This window comes from Chelativorans sp. (assembly GCF_031180965.1).
In the GTDB taxonomy this organism is placed as follows: Bacteria; Pseudomonadota; Alphaproteobacteria; order Rhizobiales; family Rhizobiaceae; genus Chelativorans.
This window is the reverse complement of the sequence record NZ_JAPSLH010000001.1, coordinates 196,778-215,741: the sequence shown is the minus strand read 5'-3', so window position 1 is coordinate 215,741 and position 18,964 is coordinate 196,778. Positions and strand designations below refer to the sequence as shown.

Here is an 18,964-nt window from a genome sequence, read left to right as displayed (position 1 = left end):
GCTCACCGCTCCACCTCTCATTTCTTCCGCGGCAGGCCGGGGAGACCGCCGCCGGGCAGGCCGGGAAGTCCCGGCAGACCGCCCGGAAGAGCGGACAGCCCCTTGGGCAGGCCAGGTGGGAGGGCCCCGGCGCCGCCCAGCTGCTTCTGCAACGCCTCGAGCTGCTTGGGGTCGACTTTCGAAAGGTCCGGCATGCCGCCCATGCCGCCCGGCATTCCGCCGAGGCCCATCTTCTGCGCCATTCCGCCCATCAGGCCGCGCATCGCGCCGCCCTTCTTGCCCTTGCCGCCCATGGCCTTCATCATGTCGGCCATCTGGCGGTGCATCTTCAGGAGCTTGTTGATCTGCGCGGCGTCCGTGCCGGAGCCGCGGGCGATGCGCTGCTTGCGGCTATGCTTCAGCATATCGGGATTGGCGCGCTCGGCCGGCGTCATCGACTGGATGATGGCGATCTGGCGGCCGAACATCTTGTCGTCCAGCCCCGCAGCGGCGAGCTGGTCCTTCATCTTCCCCATGCCCGGCATCAGGCCCATGATGCCGCCCATGCCGCCCATCTTCTGCATCTGGCGGAGCTGATCGGCGAGGTCGTTCAGGTCAAACTTCCCCTCCTGCATCTTCTTCGCCATCGCCGCGGCTTTTTCCGCGTCGATGGTCTCGGCTGCCTTCTCGACGAGGCTGACGATATCGCCCATGCCGAGGATGCGGTCGGCGATGCGCCGGGGATGGAACTCCTCGAGCGCGCCCATCTTCTCGCCGGTGCCGATGAGCTTGATCGGCTTGCCGGTGACCGCGCGCATGGAAAGGGCCGCACCGCCGCGCCCGTCACCGTCCATGCGAGTGAGCACGATGCCGGTGATGCCGACACGCTCGTTAAAGCTGTTTGCGAGATTGACGGCGTCCTGGCCCGTGAGGGAATCGGCCACGAGCAGGATCTCGTGCGGGTTCGAGACCTGTTTGATATTGGCCATTTCGGCCATCAGCGGCTCGTCGATATGGGTGCGGCCGGCGGTATCGAGGATGACCACGTCGTGGCCGCCGAGCCTTGCCGCCTGCACGGCGCGGCGGGCGATGTCGACCGGGCTCTGATCGGGGACGACGGGAAGGGTTGCAATCCCGGTCTGCTCCCCGAGCTGCTTGAGTTGCTCCTGTGCCGCCGGGCGGCGGGTATCGAGCGACGCCATGAGAACTTTCTTGCCCTGGCGCTCGGAAAGCCGCTTGGCGATCTTGCCGGTTGTGGTCGTCTTGCCCGAGCCCTGCAGGCCCACCATCATGACGACAACGGGCGCCGGAGCATTGAGGTCGATCGTCTCGCCCTCCGCCCCCAGCATCTCCACAAGCTCGTCATGGACGATCTTGACGACCATCTGGCCAGGCTTGACGGATTTCAGCACCTGAGCGCCGACCGCCTTCTCGCGCACGCGGTCGGTGAAGGAACGCACCACGTCGAGCGCCACGTCCGCCTCGATCAGCGCCCTGCGCACCTCGCGCAGCGCGGCCGAAACATCCGCTTCCGACAGCGCGCCGCGCCCGGTGAGATTGTTCAGGATTGCGCCAAGGCGCTCCTGCAGGTTCTCGAACATCCGCGTTCCTCTTATCCCGTGTCCAGGACACGAGAGGTAATGCATCCGCGGCTTGGCTTAAACCTCGCGCAATGCCGAAAAACACCCGGGGGCGCATCGCGCTGCCGGGTGTTGACCTCCGGGATCCAAGTCCCGGTCGGCTGCTCGGAGTTTGCACTCGTCGCGGAAAGTCGCGTCTCTAGACCCGAAAAGGCGTCGAGAGTCAAGATGCCGGCGCGTGGCCGGCAATCCTGATAGCAGAAAGGCGGCGCCGCCTTCCGTAGGGCGGCGCCGGCTGGTGTTTAGCGGATCACATGCACGATCCGGCGGCTCTGCGGCTCGACCAGGACCGGCTGCCCGTTCACATAGACATAGCGGTACTCGTAATCCGGGATCTCCTGAACCGCCACAGTCTCCGGAAGCTGGGCGCCGACGACGACCTCGCCCTCCAGATAGACCGGTTCGGCCTGATGGGTGCGCACATAGCTGACGACCTCCTGCGGAGGCGTGACGGTCTCGATTGCACCACCGGCCACCGCACCTGCGGCACCGCCGACAACGGCGCCCACCGGGCCGCCGATGATGGCGCCCGCGACAGCACCGGTCGTGGCGCCGGCAACCGCGCCCGTGCCCTGCGTGCTGGCGGTCGTCTCATAGGTGACCGTCGGCACTGCCTCGGCCGGACGCTCGGTCAGAACGATCGTCTGGCCGCCGCTCAGGCTGGCAGTCAGATAGTCGGAATAGGCCCAGCCCTGCACGCCATTGTGGCTGACCTGGCACCATTTGCTGCCTTCCATGCAGCCGGTAACGGTGGTCTGTTGCGAGGCGCCGATGACGCCTACCACGGGGTACTGTGGGCCCGGTCCGGCGCGAACATTCAACTCGGTAGTGGCGGTTGCTGGAGTCTGCGCCGCGGCAATGCCGGACAGCGCAAACAAGGCGACGGCCGCGGTCGCGCCCTTGAGAGTAAACGATTTCATGTCCAATTCTCCATAGCTACCCCTTCCGACGCCAAGAACGAACAGAATACGGTTTCGTTCCGAGGCCGTATGGCGGGCGCCTCATTCAGGCCGCATTTGACTGGCGTGACATCGCATCCAAACGCTGGCACAATTTGGCAAGACATTCATATTCAGCAGGAGAGTTGCATGACATCATGGGGCATGGCCCGCCATCTCGCCGCAGCCGTTTTCGCCACCATGTTGATGGGCGGGTCGGCTCTTGCGCAGACCTGCGGCAATGACAGCAGCGGATTTGAGAACTGGAAAGCGGCCTTCCTTCAGCAGGCCGCCGCCCGTGGTACGAGCCCCAGGGCACTCGACGCTCTGGCGCGGACCAGCTATGCCCGGAAGACGATCTCCGCCGACCGGGGGCAGACGAGTTTCAAGCTCTCGCTGGAAAGCTTCATGCAGAAGCGCGGCGCCAACGCGATCGTCTCGCGCGGCAAGACCATGAAGAAGCGTTACGCCTCGCTCTTCGACTCCATCGAGCGGCGATACGGCGTTCCGGCCGGTCCGCTGATCGCCATCTGGGGCATGGAGACGGGCTTTGGCGGGTTCCTCGGCAACCAGCACATCCTCTCGGCCGTCGCCACCCTTGCTTATGATTGCCGCCGCTCGGAGTTTTTCACCGGACACCTCTATGCAGCGCTGACGCTGATCGACCGCGGCATGCTGAATCCGTCCGCCGTGGGCGCCGCCCATGGCGAGATCGGCCAGACGCAGTTCCTGCCGGGCAATGCCCTTCAATACGGCGTAGACGGCGACGGCAATGGCCGCGTCGACATGATCGGCTCGGCCGCCGATGCGCTGGCCTCGACGGCGAACTTCCTGCGGGCACATGGCTGGCGGGCGGGCGCAGGCTACCAGCCGGGCGAGCCGAACTTCCGTGCCATCCAGGGCTGGAACGCCGCGAGCGTTTATCAGCAGGCCATCGCCATCATGGGACGCCAGATAGACGGATAGCCCGTTACGGTCAGGCGGGGAGGATCAGCCTCTCCGCCTGCGCGCCGCCAGCGTGCGCAGCCTCAGGGCGTTCAGACGGATGAAGCCCTCAGCGTCCTTCTGGTCGTAGGCGCCGCGGTCGTCCTCGAATGTCACCAGCGCGTCCGAGTAGAGCGACTTGTCCGAGCGCCGGCCCGTCACAATGACATTGCCCTTGTAGAGCTTGAGCCGGACCTCGCCCTCGACGTCCTCCTGGCTCTTGTCGATGAGGGCCTGCAGCATCTCCCGTTCGGGCGAGAACCAGAACCCGTTATAAATGAGCTCGGCGTAGCGCGGCATGAGCTCGTCCTTCAAATGCGCGGCCCCGCGGTCGAGCGTGATGGATTCGATCGCGCGGTGGGCGGAAAGCAGGATCGTGCCGCCCGGCGTCTCGTAGACACCGCGCGACTTCATGCCGACAAAGCGGTTCTCGACGAGATCGATACGGCCAATACCGTTGTCGCGTCCGAGATCGTTGAGCGCTGCAAGCAGGGTGGCGGGCGACATCGCCTTTCCGTCCAGCGAGACGGCGTCGCCGCGCCTGAAGCCGATGGTGACCTCCGTCACCCGGTCCGGCGCGTCCATGGGCGAAACCGAGCGCTGGTGCACATATTCCGGCGGCTCGCTCCAGGGATCCTCCAGCACCTTCCCCTCCGAAGAGGAGTGCAGGAGGTTGGCGTCCACCGAGAAGGGCGCCTCGCCCTGCTTGTCCTTGGGCACGGGGATCTGGTTGTCGCGTGCGAAATTCAGAAGGTCGGTGCGCGACTTGAAGGTCCAGTCGCGCCAGGGCGCGATCACCTTGATGTCCGGATTGAGCGAATAGGCCGTCAGCTCGAAGCGCACCTGATCATTGCCCTTGCCGGTGGCGCCGTGGGCGATGGCGTCGGCGCCGGTCTCGGCGGCGATCTCCACGAGGCGCTTGGCGATCAGCGGCCGGGCGATGGAGGTGCCCAGCAGATAGGTGCCTTCGTAGAGCGCGTTGGCGCGGAACATCGGGAAGACGAAGTCGCGGACGAACTCCTCGCGCACGTCCTCGATATAGATTTCCTTGATACCGAGCATCTCGGCCTTGCGGCGCGCCGGCTCGAGCTCATCGCCCTGGCCGAGGTCGGCGGTAAAGGTCACCACCTCGGCGCCGAGCTCCGCCTGCAGCCATTTCAGGATGATGGAAGTGTCGAGGCCGCCAGAATAGGCAAGGACGACCTTCCTTACGTCTTTGTGTTTCGCCATCGTGTGTTCCGACCGGTTCCGCGCAGCCTCAGGACGCGCATACGGGGCCAAGCCCTCGCGCGGGCGGAACTATTAGCAGGAAAAGGCCCGGCGGCAAGCCGGCCGCGCTTTGGAGCCGTCGGGGGGGCGGAGCGCCTACTTGCAGTTCTGGATGGACTGCAGCGCGGCGGAGAGGCCGAGCAGGGAGAATGTGTAGTCGGTCTTGTTGCCACGTCGCGAGGTGGCGGAGATGCGCATATCGGCGCCCGCGCGCATGGCGGCGATCAGCTGCGGCTCCTCGGCGGCCTTCTCCATCCAGGCGGAGCGGCCCTGAATGAACATGGAGAACGAGCGATTGCCGACGGTGACCGTCACTTTGGAGCCTTCACGAAGGTCGTAGCCGGCGATAAATTGCGGTTCGTATGCGACATTCTGGCCGGGCTTCTGGCTGATGAAGAAAAATATATCGCCATGGTCGAGCGTGGGCGGCTGTTTCTGCTTCGGCACGCTCATCACGTAGCAGACCTTGCCGCTCTCGGATTGGTAGCTGTAGGTGCCCCAGTCGCGATGCTGGCCGACAGCGGTCGCCTGGGCGAATGCCGGGCCGGCAGCCAGAATGGCGCAAAGCACTAAGAGCGATGAGAGAAATCCACGCATTGTCGTAACCGTCTCGTTGCCTGCCAAAGTGCCCCTGAAACCTTCAGGCGCTTCGACCTGATTGCTTCGTTTTTATTTAATTTGGGTTACCAAAGGATGATCTTCGTGAAGATTCCCCCAGACCCTCGAGCTCCCAGGGTGATCGCTCAGCGGGTACCCACCACGGTTGAATCGGATGAAAAAGGCGAGAATTTGTCCCCTTCCCGCAGGTTGCCGAGCTGCGGAACGCGGGCGAGCCCGTTTATTCCAGATCCTGAAGCGCCCGCTTGGCTGCAAGCTTGTGGGCCGGGGTGATATGCGCACGCACCGCGCTCAAGGCCGCTGCGAGCACGGCGACGTCATCGGTGAAGCCGAAGGCGGCGAGGAAGTCCGGTATCGTGTCCAGCGGCAGGACGAAATAGAACAGCGCGCCGATGAGGATGCCACGCACCCGCGTGGGCGTGTTGCTGTCGAGGGCGCAGTAATAGCCGGCCACGACATCTTCCATGAAGGGTACCCGTCGGGCCGCCTTCTTCACCGTGCGCCAGAACTTCAGGCGTACGGTCTGCTCGCGCCGGCTGTTTTCCTTCGGCCCTGCCGGAGTCAGGATCTCTCCGATCTTCACGTCGTCCATCGTGCCACTCCTCGACCGGACCATGTGGGAAAGACGGCGCGCAAATGCAATGCCGATGCGCCGCCATCATCGCGCCGCATAGGTGTTCATCCTCGTGGCCAGCTTGAAGTCCAGCTCGGTGAGCCCGCCCGCATCATGGGTGGAAAGCGTCACATCCACGGTCTTGTAGACATTCGACCATTCCGGATGATGGTCGAGCTTCTCGGCCGCCAGCGCCACCCGCGTCATGAATGCGAAGGCTTCGTTGAAATTCGCGAATGTGAAGCGGCGATGGATCGCAGCGCCGTCGCGGGCAAGTTCCCAGCCTTCAAGGTCCGCCAGCGCCTTTTCGGCCTCGCCCCTGTCGAGCTTCTGCCTAGCCATAGCAAGCCTCCGTCACGATAGTTCGATGGAAAGCAAAGCGTGTCTGCCACCTGGAGGGATAGCAACCGTCTCTTCGTGCGCACCGCCCTTGCAGGCGCGAAGGAGTCTCCTCCCTACTGCACAATCCGCGAGGCTTCCGGAGCGCTTGCTGGTGGGTTCGCCGCGCGCGCTTCCGATCGCATCAGCGGCCAAGCCTCCTCAACGATATAGGGGCCGCCGCCTACCGATTCGCGCGCCGACATCAGCACGAACCGCCCGACCCGGAACGGCGCCGTGGAGAAATTTCCGCGCGCCGAAAGATAGCCGGCCACCTCGTGCGGCGCCGCGTTCTTGAGCCGCGCCAGCGTGACATGGGGGGTGAATTTCCGCGGATCGGCCGGGAGACCGAGCCGCTGGCAAATGCGCTCGATTTCGGCCTGGAGAGCGTAAAGATCGGGCGAAGCTGCAGCGCCCGCCCATACGGCATGCGGCTTTTTCTGGCCGAAGGCGCCGACGCCGGAAAGCGCAAGGGCGAAGGAAGGCCGGCGCACCCGGTCAAGCGCGTTGGCGATCTCGTCGGCCACATGCCCTTCCACATCTCCGATGAAGCGCAGGGTCAGGTGGTAATTTTCCACATCAACCCAGCGTGCTCCCGGCAAGCCGCCGCGTAGAAGCGAGAGCGAAAGCGCCGCATCGCGCGGTATCTCGAGGGCGGTGAATAGTCGCGGCATGGCAACCTCCTCGATTCGCTCTTTAGGCGAAGCGAATCATTGATTTGACGATGGGGCAAGCGGTTTCTCCCGCTCTCCCTTTACATGTCTGCCTTTTCCCCCTGGATCAGGGGCTCGACTGTCGGGAGAACGTTCTTCACCATGAGATCGATCCCTTCGGCGTTGGGATGCATGCCGTCTGCGAGCTGCAGTGCGGCGTTTCCAGCCACCCCCTCGAGGAAGAACGGGACCAGCGGAAGGTCATATTTTTCGGCGAGCCGCGGATAAATCGAGTTGAACGCCTGCTGGTACTCCGGTCCTAGATTGGGCATCGCATACATGCCGACCAGCAGGATCTCCATCCCGCGGCCCTGCAGCCGCGTGATGATCTCCTCCAGGTTCCTTTCCGTCGAAGCCGGTGCCACCCCGCGCAGCATGTCATTGGCGCCAAGCTCAAGGATGACCAGGTCCGTACCGTCCGGTACGGACCAGTCGAGCCGCGACAAACCGCCACTCGTCGTGTCCCCCGATACGCCCGCATTGGCAACGGTCACGTCATGGCCGCGCGCGCGCAGCGCCGCCTGAAGCTTTTCCGTAAATCCTTCGCCGGGGCCGAGCTCGTAGCCTGCCATCAGGCTGTCGCCGAAACCGACGATGCTGAAGGGCTCCGCCGAAGCCGTGCCTGCCGGCGCGAGAAGGAGGAACGCGGCCAGCGCGGAGAATATTTTCGCGGCGGACACGACGGTGCCGAAAAGTTTGCGCAAAGATTTGAATGCCATGAAACTCAACCCATATCTGCCGCACCCACCCTTCTCTCACATATAGGACGCCTCGCCCGTGACCACACCCGTGATCGACCTGAAGGAGGTTTCCTTGCGCTTGGGAGAGGGTGCCTCTTCCGTCCATGTCCTGAAGGGGGTCAGCCTCTCGGTGGAACGTGGCGAATCGACGGCCATCGTCGGCCCGTCCGGCTCCGGAAAATCGACGCTCCTGATGGTTATCGCCGGGCTGGAGAGGGTGGACAGCGGCAGCGTGCGGATCGCTGGCGAGCGCATCGATCAACTCGGCGAAGACGCGATCGCGGCCTTCCGGGGTAAGATGATCGGCATCGTCTTCCAGTCGTTTCACCTGATCCCGAACATGACCGCGCTCGAAAACGTCGCCGTGCCGCTGGAACTGGCCGGGCGCGACGATGCCTTCGCAGTGGCGGAACGGGAATTGGACGCGGTCGGTCTCAAGGAGCGGCTGACCCACTATCCCGGCGAATTGTCGGGAGGCGAGCAGCAGCGTGTGGCGATCGCCCGAGCGCTGGCGCCGGAACCGGCCATCATGATCGCGGACGAGCCGACCGGAAATCTCGACCAGGCGACGGGGCGGCAGATCGCGGACCTGCTTTTCTCCACCGCACGCGAGCGCGGGACCACATTGGTGCTCGTTACCCACGATCCCATGCTTGCCGCCCGCTGCGACCGGCAGGTGGCCATGCGCTCCGGCCGGATCGAAACGGCGGCGCCTGAAGCGCTCGCGGCCGTCTGAAGATGTCTTCACCCGATACCGCCATTGCAAACGGCCTTTCGCCCGCCGCGCGGAAGGTAGAAACCCGGCGCGCGGGCCTGTCTCTGGCGCTGCGTTTTGCGTTGCGGGAAATGCGCGGCGGGCTTTCCGGCTTCTTCGTTTTTCTCGCCTGCATCGCGCTCGGCATGGCGGCGATCGGCGGCGTGAATTCCGTTGCGCGCGCCATCAGCACGGCGGTGGAAGCCCAGGGGCAGGAGCTTCTTGGCGGCGACATGCGCTTCGAGCTCAACCAGCGGCCGGCGGATGAGGAAGAGCAGTCCTGGCTGGCGAGCCTCGGTCAAGTGGCCGTCAGCGCGAATATGCGTTCCATGGCGCGCCTGCCGGATGGCTCCGACCAGGCGCTTGTCGAGGCAAAGGGCATCGATCCCAACTACCCGCTCTATGGCGCGCTTGTGACGGCGCCCGCGCTGGGCCACGAAGAGCTTTTCGGCGCGCGGAACGGGGTCTATGGCGCGGCAGTACCCTCCATCCTGATGCAGCGGCTCGGCCTGTCACTGGGCGACCGGCTGATGTTGGGGGAAGGGACCTTTGAAATACGGGCGGAGCTTGTCACCGAGCCGGACGCCGTCTCGGACGGCTTTGCATTCGCGCCGAAGCTGCTTCTGTCGCTTGAAGGCATCGAGGCTTCCGGCCTGATCCAGCCGGGCAGCCTCTTCGAGTACGTGTACAAGCTGAGGCTCGACGGCGGGACGAGCGACGATGAGCTCACCGCGCTGCAGGAGGAGGCCGGCGAGCGCTTCCCGCAGGCCGGCTGGAGCATTCGCACGCGGCTGAATGCCGCGCCATCGCTCTCCTCCAATGTCGAGCGCTTCTCCCAATTCCTCACGCTCGTGGGACTGACCGCGCTGATGGTCGGCGGCGTCGGCGTGGCAAACGCGGTGCGCGCCTATCTCGACGGCAAGCGCGCCGTGATCGCCACCTTCAAGAGCCTCGGCGCCTCCGGCCGGCTCGTTGTTTCGGTCTACCTGATCCAGATCCTGATCATCGCCGTGATCGGCATCATTGCGGGCCTTGCGCTTGCCGCGCTCATGCCCTTTGCGGCTACGGCCACGCTTGCCTCAGTGCTTCCGGTGCCGGCGGAGGCGGGCATCTATCCCGCGGCACTCGGCCTTGCTGCCCTGTTCGGAATCCTCACCACGCTGGTCTTCGCGCTTCTGCCTCTCGGTCGGGCGCGCGACGTGCCGGCCACAGCCCTCTTCCGCGAGATGGGCATCGACGCGAAGGGCTGGCCGCGCCCGGCCTATATCGCGATGGCGGCGGCGATCGCCGGCGCGCTTGCATTGCTGGCCATCCTCTATTCCGAGGAACGGGACATCGCGTCGATCTTCGTCGGCTCGGCGGCGGCGGCCTTCCTGGTGCTGCGTGGCGTCGGCTGGGCTGTGCAGGCGCTGGCCCGCCGCGCCCCGCGCGTACGTTCGACGGCGCTCCGGCTTGCCATCGGCAATATCCACCGCCCGGGCGCGCTCACCCCTTCCGTGGTCCTGTCGCTCGGCCTCGGGCTGACGCTGCTCGCCACGCTTGCGCTGATCGACGGGAACCTGCGGCGGCAGATCTCCGGGAACCTGCCGGAGGTCGCGCCGAACTTCTTCTTCCTCGACATCCAGCCGAACGAGGTGGAGGATTTTACCAGGCTCGTGGAACAGCAGGCGCCCGGCGGCGAACTTGCGACGGTCCCGATGCTGCGCGGGCGGATCACGGCGCTGAACGGCATCGATACGCGCGACATCGAGGCGCCGCCGGAAGGCGCATGGGTGCTGCGCGGGGACCGCGGCATAACCTACTCGGACAGCAAGCCGGAAAATGCCACGCTCACGGAAGGCGAGTGGTGGCCGGAAAACTATGATGGCGAGCCGCTGGTCTCCTTCACGGCGGAAGAAGGCAGGCAGCTCGGGCTGAAACTCGGCGATACGATTACCGTCAATGTGCTTGGCCGCAACGTTACTGCCCGGATCGCCAGTTTCCGGCAGGTCGAATGGGAAACGCTGTCCATGAACTTCGTCATGGTCTTTTCACCCAATTCCTTCGCCGGCGCTCCGCATGCCTGGCTTGCCACGCTCACCGATCCCGGCGCGGATGTGGAAGACGACGCGCGCCTGCTTAACGCCGTCACGCGCGCATTTCCGACCATCACGACGGTCCGGGTTCGGGACGCGCTGGAGGTGGTGAATCAGCTCATCGGGCAGCTTGCGGTCGCGATCCGCGCCGCGGCGGCTGTGGCGCTCATTGCTTCCGTGCTGGTGCTTTCGGGCGCGCTCGCCGCAGGCAACCGGGCGCGCATTCACGACGCGGTGGTGCTGAAGACACTCGGCGCGACGCGGCGGACGCTGATCAAGGCTTTCGTTCTGGAGTACCTGCTCATCGGGCTCGCCACGGCGGTCTTCGCGCTCGCCGCTGGCGGGATCGCGGGCTGGTACGTCGTAACGCAGATCATGACGCTGCCCTGGACGTTTCTGCCCGAGGTGGCGGCGCTGACCGTCGGAATCGCGCTGGTGCTAACCGTTGGATTCGGTCTCGTCGGCACCTGGCGCGTGCTCGGCCACAAGGCCGCGCCGGTTTTGCGGAATCTTTAGAGTGTTGGCCGACATGTCCTTTTGCGCCAGAGCGGGTCTTGCTCTTGGCCTAAACAAACATCATATTCATGCCACGCATGCTGGACTCCCGCCAGCGGCGAGCGGCCGCGTGGCCGACACCCGACGGGAGAGTGCGAGAAAAGAGGAACCAATGGCTGACCTTCGCAACTACCAGCCCCGCGTGGCGACCGGCGCCCGCGTGGACGCGGGCATCGACGAGGGCCTGCGCGCCTATATGATCCGGGTCTACAACCTCATGGCTCTCGGCTTGGCCATCACCGGCCTCGCCGCATGGGGTGCTTTCAACTTCGCGGTGGCGGACGGCCAGCTGACGGCTTTCGGCCAGCTCATCTACCAGAGCGCCTTCAAATGGGTGGTGATCTTCGCCCCCCTGGCGCTGGTGTTCTTCATGAGCTTCCGCATCCATACGCTGAGCGTAGGAGCGGCGCAGACGACTTTCTGGGTCTATGCGGCCCTGGTGGGGCTTTCGCTGTCCACGATATTCCTCGTCTATACGGGGGAAAGCATCGTCCGCACCTTCTTCATCACCGCGGCTTCCTTCGGCGCTCTGTCGCTTTGGGGCTACACGACGAAGCGCGATCTTTCCGGCATGGGCTCCTTCCTGTTCATGGGCCTCATCGGTCTGGTCCTAGCCTCGATCGTGAACATCTTCCTCGGCTCCTCCGCGTTGCAGTTCGCCATCTCGGTGATCGGCGTGCTGGTCTTCGCGGGCCTGACCGCCTATGACACGCAGCAGATCAAGGAGATGTATTACGAGGGCGACAGCCAGCTCGTCGCCGGCCGCAAGGCCATCATGGGCGCGCTGAGGCTCTACCTCGACTTCATCAACCTGTTCATGTTCCTGCTGCAGTTCCTGGGCAGCAACCGCGAGTAGCGCGAAGAGAAACGAAAGCGGGAAGGGCGGCCTTGCGGCCGCCCTTTTCTTTTGCGTGCAGGCCTGCAATGAAAGGGGATGCCAGCTTGAATCGCGCCAGAATGAACATCCTCACCATCCGCCCCGCCACCCCTGCCGACCTTCCGGCCATCACCGAGATTTACGCACACGCGGTCCGCACGGGAACCGCCAGCTATGAGCTGGAGCCGCCATCGCTGGACGAAATGACGTCCCGCATGGAAGCGCTGCTATCCAGGGGCTATCCTTATCTGGCCGCCGACGATGGCGGCCGGCTTGTCGGCTATGCCTATGCCGGGCCGTTCCGGCCGCGCCGAGCCTACCGCTTCATGGTCGAGGATTCGATCTATGTCGCGCCGGACGCGCAAGGGCGGGGCGTCGGGGGCAAGCTCTTGCGGTCGCTGATCGCCGAATGCGAACGCCTGGGTTTTCGGCAGATCGCAGCGGTGATCGGCGACGGCTCGCCGAACAGCGCCTCCGTGAAGCTGCACGAGGCGCTGGGGTTTCGCCATGCCGGCGTTCTAGAAGGCAGCGGCTACAAGCATGGGCGTTGGCTGGACACGATCTTCATGCAGCTTGCGCTGAACGGCGGCGCAGCCACCCCGCCGGATCCTGATTCGCTGCCCGAAAGGCTTTTCAGGCAGGGGCTTTGACGCTCCCTCTTCTCAGGTTCCGACGAGACGCAGCTTCTTGTCGAAGACGGTCAGCACGCGCCCGAGCTCGTTGCCGCGCTTCAGGATCGCTCCCGTCCCGGCCACGACGCTGTAGGCGCCCTGCTTGCGCGCCAGCTTCGGCGTCTTCACGATCTGGAACAAGGGCACCTCGCTGGCGCGGCGGAACACCGAAAAGACCGCCCGCTCCTGGAGATGATCGATGGCGTAGTCGCGCCATTCGGCAGCGGCCACCATTTGCCCGTAGATGCGCAGGATTTGATCCAATTCCCGCCGGTTGAAGGTCACCGGGAGGTTGAGCCGCGCTCGGCGGGCTTCGCCGAGCAGGACGAGGTTTCCGGAATCTTCCCTACCCTCCGCATTTCCGAGATCAGCCATGCCGTATGGACCCTTTTGTTGCGGTGTCGTGACAGGAAGGTGGCGCGGGCGGACGGGAAAAGCAACCCCGAACGGAGGAGGCTGTGCCTCACGCAAAAGATACCTCGCGTCGGATTTGGTGATCGCCTGCCTCAAAGTCGCCGCGTTCTTTCCCAGCTTGCGCCCGAATTGAAGCCGACCATCCGTTCGTTGCCTGAGACGGTTCGATCCGGAGCGGCTCCGTACCCCAAGCCCCCCGCCCACGGGACCGCTACGGATCGAACCAACTCCGGGCCTTTTGCCCGAAGGACAGGCGACGCGTAGATTACGCCGGTGCAGGCAATTGCCGCACCGGCGTTTTTCATGGAGGCGGAATCAGTAAACGTGGTCCGCCATGCGTGCCGCCCCGAGGATGCGGCCGGGCCTGCCCCTGCCGTCCATTGCCTGCACCAACGCCGCGCAGCGGCCCCCTTTACCCTCGATATCGGATTTCGGCAGCTCCAGACGCAGAGGCGCACCGTGCCACATGCCCACCGTCTGATAACCGGTCACGATGTTGCGATAATCGATTTCCTTCCCCTTGTTCTCGCCGCCGCCGATCTTCGCCAATTGTCCCGGATGATAATAGACGACGAGAACATGCGCGTCGGCTGCCTCCGTCCCGCCTTTGCCAATATCGACAACGATGCTTTGATCGGTGTAGGAGAGGCCGACAGGGACCGGCAGTGCCCTTGCGTGGCGGGCTTGCTGAAGAGCGGCGAAGAGTGCCGCTCGGTCCGAGCCGACCACATTGTAGCGTCCGTTCACCACCATCTGGGGCGTGTAAACGGCCGCCTCGAAGGCCTTCGCATAGGCTTTCTGCCGTTCAGTGTTCTCCGGCGTGGCGAGCTCGTCCTTCCACCCGACATAGTTCCAATAGTCGACGTGGTAGGCGAGAGCGACGATGTCTTCCCGTTCGGCCAGTTCCGCCAGCAGCGCGTCCGCAGGCGGGCAGCGGCTGCAGCCCTGGCTGGTGAAGAGCTCCACGACGGCGACCGCTCCGCCCGCGGCCGGGGCCCGCCGGAGGGAAACCGGCAGAGCCATCGCGGCGAGGCTCATTTTCAGCAGCGTTCTGCGCGCAATGAGACTCTGCATTCCGCTCTTCCGTCTGTAGCCGGGCCATTCAGGGCGTGATGGTCAGGCAATTCGTAGCGGCGAATCGGCCAGCCGGCAAACTCACGTTGCGGTGAAGTCAAAAAGAAAACCGCCGGCTTGCGCCAGCGGCTTCAAAGGTTGATCGGCAGGCCGGATCAGGCGGCCAGATCGCGCAGCACGTATTGCAGGATGCCGCCATTGCGGAAATATTCGAGCTCGTCCAGCGTATCGATGCGGCAGAGCAGCGGCACTTCCTTCACCTGCCCATCGGCGTAGGTGATTTTCGCGGTCATCCTCGCCCGCGGCCGGATATTGTCCAGACCCTCGATGGTGACGATCTCGTCCCCCTTGAGGCCCAGTTCACGCCAGCTCGCCGTCTCCTCGGCGAAGACAAAGGGGATGACACCCATTCCCACCAGATTCGAGCGGTGGATGCGCTCGAAGCTTTGTGCGATCACGGCACGCACGCCGAGCAGGTTCGTGCCCTTGGCCGCCCAGTCGCGCGAGGATCCGTTGCCGTATTCCACGCCGGCAAAGATGACGAGCGGCACGCCTTCCTGCTTGTAGCGCATGGCCGCATCGTAGATCGACATCTCCTCCTTCGAGGGATAGTGGATCGTGTAGCCGCCCTCGCGCCCGTTCTCGCCCAGCATGAAGTTGCGGATGCGGATATTGGCGAAGGTGCCGCGCATCATCACCTCATGATTGCCGCGCCGCGTGCCATACTGGTTGAAGTCGGCGACGCCGACGCCATGGTCCATGAGGTACTGGCCGGCTGGAGACTGCGCCTTGATGGATCCCGCGGGCGAGATGTGATCGGTCGTGATCTTGTCGCCGAATAGGCCGAGCACGCGCGCGCCCTTGATGTCGCCGCCGGGCCGCGGCTTTGGCTGCATACCCTCGAAATAGGGCGGGTTCTGCACATAGGTCGAGTTGGGGTCCCAGGCATAGGTCTGGCCCGACGGAGCCTCCAGTCCCTGCCAGTACTCGTCTCCGGCAAAGACGTCCGCATATTTCGTCGCGAACAGTTCGCGCGTGACATGCTTGGCGATGAATTCCTGGACCTCGGCCGAGGTCGGCCAGATGTCGCGGAGATACACCGGATTGCCGTCCTGATCCTCGCCGAGCGGCTCCTTTGTGAGGTCCTTCCGCACCGTGCCGGCCAGCGCATAGGCCACCACCAGCGGTGGGGAGGCCAGGTAGTTCGCCTGCACGTCGGGCGAAACGCGGCCTTCGAAGTTGCGGTTACCAGAGAGCACGGCGGCCGCGATCAGGCCCTTGTCATTGATGGTCTTCGAGATCGGCTCCGGCAGCGGGCCGGAATTGCCGATGCAGGTGGTGCAGCCGAAGCCGACCAGATTGAAGCCGAGCTGGTCGAGCTCCTTCTGCAGGCCCGACCGCTCGTAGTATTCGGCCACAACCTTGCTGCCGGGAGCCAGCGAGGTCTTCACCCATGGCTTGGTCTTCAGGCCGCGGCGATTCGCATTGCGTGCGAGCAGGCCGGCCGCCAGAAGCACGCTCGGATTGGACGTGTTGGTGCAGGAGGTGATGGCGGCGATCACCACATCACCATGGCCAAGGTCGAAATCCTCTCCCTCGACCGCGTAGCGCCTCGCGGTGTCGACGGTCTTCTTGTACTCGGTCTCCAGCGCCTTCTCGAAATTGGACGCGATGTCTTCCAGCGCCACACGTCCTTCCGGCCGCTTCGGGCCGGCCATGGAGGGGACAACGGCACCGAGGTCGAGCTCGAGGATTTCCGTGAAGACCGGATCCTGCATGTCTTCCTCGCGCCAGAGCCCCTGCGCCTTGGAGTAGGCCTCGACGAGCGCGAGCTGCTCGGCGGAACGGTTCGACATGGTGAGATACTTGATCGTCTCCCCGTCGACGGGGAAGAAGCCGCAGGTGGCGCCGTATTCGGGCGCCATGTTGCCGATGGTGGCGCGGTCGGCAACCGTCATGCTGGCAAGGCCCGGGCCGAAGAACTCAACGAACTTGCCGACGACGCCCTTCTTGCGCAGCATCTGCGTGACGGTGAGCACGAGGTCGGTGGCGGTAACGCCTTCACGCAGCCTGCCCGTGAGCTTGAAGCCCACGACTTCAGGCAGGAGCATGGAGACGGGCTGACCGAGCATGGCGGCCTCAGCCTCGATGCCGCCCACGCCCCAGCCGAGCACGCCAAGGCCATTGACCATGGTCGTGTGCGAATCGGTGCCGACGCAGGTGTCGGGATAGGCGAGCAACTCGCCGTCCTCCTCGCGGCTCCAGACGACGCGAGCCAGGAATTCGAGGTTCACCTGGTGGCAGATGCCCGTACCGGGCGGTACGACGCGGAAATTCTGGAACGCCTGCTGCCCCCATTTCAGGAAGCGGTAGCGCTCGGCATTGCGCTGATATTCCAGCTCCACGTTGCGGGCGAAGGCGAGGGGTGTTCCGAATTCATCGACGATGACCGAATGGTCGATGACGAGGTCCACCGGAACCAGCGGATTGATCTTCTGCGGGTCGCCGCCGAGCGAGGCCATGGCGTCGCGCATCGCGGCAAGGTCCACCACCGCCGGGACGCCGGTGAAGTCCTGCATCAGGACACGGGCGGGCGAATAGGCGATCTCCACGCCGGCAGAGCCGCGGTCGGAGAGCCATGCGGCCACCGCCTCGATGCTCTGCTTGGTGACCGAGCGGCCATCCTCCTTGCGCAGGAGATTTTCAAGAAGGACCTTCATCGAGAAGGGGAGCCGGGAAATGCCGGCAAGACCGTTCTTCTCCGCTTCCTTGAGGTCGAAGTAAGTGTATTCCGTGTTCCCCACCTTGAGGGTGCGGCGGCATTTGTAGCTGTCGAGTGAAGTAGACACGTGCGATCCCATCCTGGTCTGTTCATCCGAACGGGAACGGACTTCCTGAGGCGACAGGCTCATAGGATGCGGGTACGGTCATTTCCGCGTCCGTCCCCCGCGTACCAGCCGGTAAAGGCGGCATGTGCGCTGGTTCGGCACAAAGGCTCTCCACGCCGACCGCTGGCATGGTTGCCCCGCATATAGAGAAATTCGTAAAAGAGTTCTATAGCGTGACGGCATTTCACCGGCGGCAGGCGACACATTTTGCCGCGCTTGGAGAACCGCGATCGATCGCTGGAGGGGAAAAGGACCATGCGGCTTGTCGCCGAGAACGTAAGCGGCGAGCGCGGCGGAGAACTGATCTTTTCGAACATCTCCTTTTCCCTCGATCCCGGTCAGGCCCTGTTAGTCACGGGTCCAAACGGAGCGGGCAAATCGACGCTTCTGCGCGTCATCGCCGGGCTGCTCCTGCCGGCGGAAGGCACAGTGCAGTTGTCCGGCGGAGGCGAGACTTTTCCGGATGCGAAGGCGGCCTGCCACTATCTTGGCCATCTGAACGGGATGAAGACCGCATTGAGCCTGGTAGAGAATCTCGCCTTCTGGTGCGATTTTCTGGGCGAGCCGCTGCTTTCACCTGTTGAGGCGCTGGAGATGGTGGGTTTGGGCGATATTTCCCACCTGCCCTTCGGCTACCTCTCCACCGGCCAGCGCCGGCGCGCCGCGATCGCCCGGCTGCTCGTCTCGCACCGCCCCGTCTGGCTGCTCGACGAGCCGACTGCGGGCCTCGACCGAACCGCCGAAGCGCGGTTTGCGGAGCTGATGCGCGGCCATCTTGGAGACGGTGGCATCATTGTTGCCGCGACGCATCTCCCGCTGGGGCTAAAGGGGGCACGGGAATTGAGGATGGGGGAATGAGAATAGTCTCTATTGTCAGTACTCGCCGCGCCCCCCTCTGTCCTGCCGGACATCTCCCTCACAAGGGGGGAGACCGGCGGTCAGGCAGACTTTCGCCAATCGCCCACATCGCGGCAAAAATGCCGGAGCAAGCGGCCGGCCTGATCCCCCCCTTTGTGTGGGAGATGGGCGGCAGCCCGGAGGGGCGCGCGCAGGGGCAACGCATTTCCAAACGGGCCGCCCGCTGATGCTTGCCCTCTATCTCCGCGAAGCAAAGCTCGGCATCCGGTCAGGCAGCGGCGCGCTGACGGGTGTACTGTTTTTCCTGGCCGTCGTCGCCGTCATTCCCTTCGGCGTCGGCCCGGACCTGAACTTTCTTGCCCGCATCGGCCCGGCGATCCTCTGGATCGGGGCGCTGCTGGCGAGCCTTCTGGGCCTCGAGCGCCTGTTCCAGGCCGACCGCGAGGACGGCACGCTCGATCTTCTTCTGATGGCCGACAGCCGGCATATGGTGGCGCTGACGGTGTTGTCTAAATGCTTGGCACATTGGACAACCGGCGTGCTGCCCCTCGTGCTGATCGCCCCGCTCCTCGGCCTTTTCATGAACGTACCGCTGCCGGGTCTTGCCGCCGCAACGCTGACCCTCCTGGTGGGAACGCCAGCGATCACCTTCATCGGTGCGGTCGGGGCGGCGCTGACGGCGGCGCTGCCGCGCGGCGGGCTGCTGGTCTCCGTGCTCATCCTGCCGCTCACCATCCCGGTGCTCATCTTCGGCGTCTCGGCGACGCGCGGAGCGGTGGCGGAGCCGGACCCCTTCCTGCCGCCCTTTCTCATCCTGACTGCGCTGACCCTGTTTTTTGCGGTGATCGGATGCGCGGCCGCCGCCTTCGCGCTGCGCGGCGCAGCCGAATAGACAAAAGGCCTCACGTCTCGTTGACCGCCCCTCG

The 18,964-nt window shown here is 64.6% G+C and carries 18 protein-coding genes; 7 read left to right on the top strand and 11 right to left on the bottom strand.

From position 1 onward, the window contains the following. Nucleotides 1-17: 17 nt before the first annotated feature. The gene (gene ffh / locus RIN79_RS01080) at nt 18-1,580 is read right to left on the bottom strand and encodes a signal recognition particle protein (RefSeq protein WP_309082743.1); all 1,563 of its coding nucleotides are present in this window, start codon (nt 1,578-1,580) and stop codon (nt 18-20) included. Between the two features lie 281 nt (nt 1,581-1,861). Further along, nucleotides 1,862-2,539 carry a DUF1236 domain-containing protein gene (locus RIN79_RS01075; RefSeq protein ID WP_309082742.1) on the bottom strand — a complete coding sequence of 226 codons (678 nt, stop codon included), beginning with the start codon at nt 2,537-2,539 and terminating at the stop codon, nt 1,862-1,864. A 168-nt stretch (nt 2,540-2,707) separates the two neighbouring features. Between RIN79_RS01075 and RIN79_RS01070 the strand changes: the two genes are divergently transcribed. Beyond that, nucleotides 2,708-3,523: a lytic murein transglycosylase gene (locus RIN79_RS01070; protein WP_309082741.1), complete on the top strand. Its 816-nt coding sequence runs from the start codon at nt 2,708-2,710 to the stop codon at nt 3,521-3,523. A gap of 24 nt (nt 3,524-3,547) precedes the next feature. On the opposite strand, the gene RIN79_RS01065 is transcribed toward RIN79_RS01070, so the two are convergent. The 6 genes from RIN79_RS01065 to RIN79_RS01040 all read right to left on the bottom strand — a co-directional run bounded on the left by RIN79_RS01065 (nt 3,548) and on the right by RIN79_RS01040 (nt 7,851). After that, the gene (locus RIN79_RS01065; RefSeq protein WP_309082740.1) at nt 3,548-4,771 is read right to left on the bottom strand and encodes an argininosuccinate synthase; all 1,224 of its coding nucleotides are present in this window, start codon (nt 4,769-4,771) and stop codon (nt 3,548-3,550) included. A gap of 135 nt (nt 4,772-4,906) precedes the next feature. Beyond that, entirely contained in the window at nt 4,907-5,407 is a 501-nt protein-coding gene (locus RIN79_RS01060; RefSeq protein ID WP_309082739.1) for an invasion associated locus B family protein, read from the bottom strand. Between the two features lie 241 nt (nt 5,408-5,648). Further along, nucleotides 5,649-6,020 (bottom strand): YkvA family protein, encoded by a 372-nt coding sequence (locus tag RIN79_RS01055; RefSeq protein WP_309082738.1) that lies wholly within the window; start codon nt 6,018-6,020, stop codon nt 5,649-5,651. Nucleotides 6,021-6,086: 66 nt separating this feature from the next. After that, nucleotides 6,087-6,383 carry a 4a-hydroxytetrahydrobiopterin dehydratase gene (locus tag RIN79_RS01050; protein ID WP_309082737.1) on the bottom strand — a complete coding sequence of 99 codons (297 nt, stop codon included), beginning with the start codon at nt 6,381-6,383 and terminating at the stop codon, nt 6,087-6,089. Nucleotides 6,384-6,496: 113 nt separating this feature from the next. Next, nucleotides 6,497-7,093, bottom strand: a complete 597-nt coding sequence (gene thpR / locus RIN79_RS01045; RefSeq protein WP_309082736.1) for an RNA 2',3'-cyclic phosphodiesterase — start codon at nt 7,091-7,093, stop codon at nt 6,497-6,499. Nucleotides 7,094-7,173: 80 nt separating this feature from the next. Next, nucleotides 7,174-7,851, bottom strand: a complete 678-nt coding sequence (locus tag RIN79_RS01040) for an arylesterase (RefSeq protein WP_309082735.1) — start codon at nt 7,849-7,851, stop codon at nt 7,174-7,176. Nucleotides 7,852-7,909: 58 nt separating this feature from the next. Between RIN79_RS01040 and RIN79_RS01035 the strand changes: the two genes are divergently transcribed. From RIN79_RS01035 to RIN79_RS01020, 4 genes are all read left to right on the top strand, one after another. Continuing rightward, nucleotides 7,910-8,608 (top strand): ABC transporter ATP-binding protein, encoded by a 699-nt coding sequence (locus RIN79_RS01035; protein WP_309082734.1) that lies wholly within the window; start codon nt 7,910-7,912, stop codon nt 8,606-8,608. A gap of 110 nt (nt 8,609-8,718) precedes the next feature. Then, the gene (locus RIN79_RS01030) at nt 8,719-11,217 is read left to right on the top strand and encodes an ABC transporter permease (protein WP_309082833.1); all 2,499 of its coding nucleotides are present in this window, start codon (nt 8,719-8,721) and stop codon (nt 11,215-11,217) included. A gap of 151 nt (nt 11,218-11,368) precedes the next feature. After that, complete coding sequence (locus tag RIN79_RS01025; RefSeq protein ID WP_309082733.1) at nt 11,369-12,112, top strand: Bax inhibitor-1/YccA family protein; 744 nt, start codon at nt 11,369-11,371, stop codon at nt 12,110-12,112. A 101-nt stretch (nt 12,113-12,213) separates the two neighbouring features. After that, complete coding sequence (locus tag RIN79_RS01020) at nt 12,214-12,783, top strand: N-acetyltransferase family protein (RefSeq protein WP_309082832.1); 570 nt, start codon at nt 12,214-12,216, stop codon at nt 12,781-12,783. A 12-nt stretch (nt 12,784-12,795) separates the two neighbouring features. On the opposite strand, the gene RIN79_RS01015 is transcribed toward RIN79_RS01020, so the two are convergent. From RIN79_RS01015 to acnA, 3 genes are all read right to left on the bottom strand, one after another. Beyond that, the gene (locus RIN79_RS01015) at nt 12,796-13,179 is read right to left on the bottom strand and encodes a DUF2794 domain-containing protein (protein WP_309082732.1); all 384 of its coding nucleotides are present in this window, start codon (nt 13,177-13,179) and stop codon (nt 12,796-12,798) included. A gap of 354 nt (nt 13,180-13,533) precedes the next feature. Continuing rightward, complete coding sequence (locus RIN79_RS01010; protein ID WP_309082731.1) at nt 13,534-14,292, bottom strand: DUF1223 domain-containing protein; 759 nt, start codon at nt 14,290-14,292, stop codon at nt 13,534-13,536. Between the two features lie 155 nt (nt 14,293-14,447). Then, complete coding sequence (gene acnA / locus RIN79_RS01005; RefSeq protein WP_309082730.1) at nt 14,448-17,153, bottom strand: aconitate hydratase AcnA; 2,706 nt, start codon at nt 17,151-17,153, stop codon at nt 14,448-14,450. A 282-nt stretch (nt 17,154-17,435) separates the two neighbouring features. On the opposite strand from acnA, the gene ccmA reads away from it, so the two are divergent. Continuing rightward, nucleotides 17,436-18,038, top strand: coding sequence for a heme ABC exporter ATP-binding protein CcmA (gene ccmA / locus RIN79_RS01000; protein WP_309082729.1), 603 nt, complete (start codon nt 17,436-17,438; stop codon nt 18,036-18,038). Between the two features lie 226 nt (nt 18,039-18,264). Then, the gene (ccmB, locus tag RIN79_RS00995) at nt 18,265-18,930 is read left to right on the top strand and encodes a heme exporter protein CcmB (RefSeq protein WP_309082728.1); all 666 of its coding nucleotides are present in this window, start codon (nt 18,265-18,267) and stop codon (nt 18,928-18,930) included. The last annotated feature ends 34 nt before the right edge of the window (nt 18,931-18,964 follow it).

Coding starts and splice junctions, on each gene's coding strand:
- RIN79_RS01010 (WP_309082731.1), bottom strand. CDS start 14,292: ATGCAGAGTCTCATTGCGCGCAGAACGCTGCTGAAAATGAGCCTCGCC.
- RIN79_RS01040 (WP_309082735.1), bottom strand. CDS start 7,851: ATGGCATTCAAATCTTTGCGCAAACTTTTCGGCACCGTCGTGTCCGCC.
- ccmA (WP_309082729.1), top strand. CDS start 17,436: ATGCGGCTTGTCGCCGAGAACGTAAGCGGCGAGCGCGGCGGAGAACTG.
- RIN79_RS01020 (WP_309082832.1), top strand. CDS start 12,214: ATGAACATCCTCACCATCCGCCCCGCCACCCCTGCCGACCTTCCGGCC.
- RIN79_RS01025 (WP_309082733.1), top strand. CDS start 11,369: ATGGCTGACCTTCGCAACTACCAGCCCCGCGTGGCGACCGGCGCCCGC.
- ccmB (WP_309082728.1), top strand. CDS start 18,265: ATGCTTGCCCTCTATCTCCGCGAAGCAAAGCTCGGCATCCGGTCAGGC.
- RIN79_RS01070 (WP_309082741.1), top strand. CDS start 2,708: ATGACATCATGGGGCATGGCCCGCCATCTCGCCGCAGCCGTTTTCGCC.
- acnA (WP_309082730.1), bottom strand. CDS start 17,153: ATGGGATCGCACGTGTCTACTTCACTCGACAGCTACAAATGCCGCCGC.
- RIN79_RS01075 (WP_309082742.1), bottom strand. CDS start 2,539: ATGAAATCGTTTACTCTCAAGGGCGCGACCGCGGCCGTCGCCTTGTTT.
- RIN79_RS01050 (WP_309082737.1), bottom strand. CDS start 6,383: ATGGCTAGGCAGAAGCTCGACAGGGGCGAGGCCGAAAAGGCGCTGGCG.
- RIN79_RS01055 (WP_309082738.1), bottom strand. CDS start 6,020: ATGGACGACGTGAAGATCGGAGAGATCCTGACTCCGGCAGGGCCGAAG.
- RIN79_RS01015 (WP_309082732.1), bottom strand. CDS start 13,179: ATGGCTGATCTCGGAAATGCGGAGGGTAGGGAAGATTCCGGAAACCTC.
- RIN79_RS01060 (WP_309082739.1), bottom strand. CDS start 5,407: ATGCGTGGATTTCTCTCATCGCTCTTAGTGCTTTGCGCCATTCTGGCT.
- thpR (WP_309082736.1), bottom strand. CDS start 7,093: ATGCCGCGACTATTCACCGCCCTCGAGATACCGCGCGATGCGGCGCTT.
- RIN79_RS01065 (WP_309082740.1), bottom strand. CDS start 4,771: ATGGCGAAACACAAAGACGTAAGGAAGGTCGTCCTTGCCTATTCTGGC.
- RIN79_RS01030 (WP_309082833.1), top strand. CDS start 8,719: ATGCGCGGCGGGCTTTCCGGCTTCTTCGTTTTTCTCGCCTGCATCGCG.
- ffh (WP_309082743.1), bottom strand. CDS start 1,580: ATGTTCGAGAACCTGCAGGAGCGCCTTGGCGCAATCCTGAACAATCTC.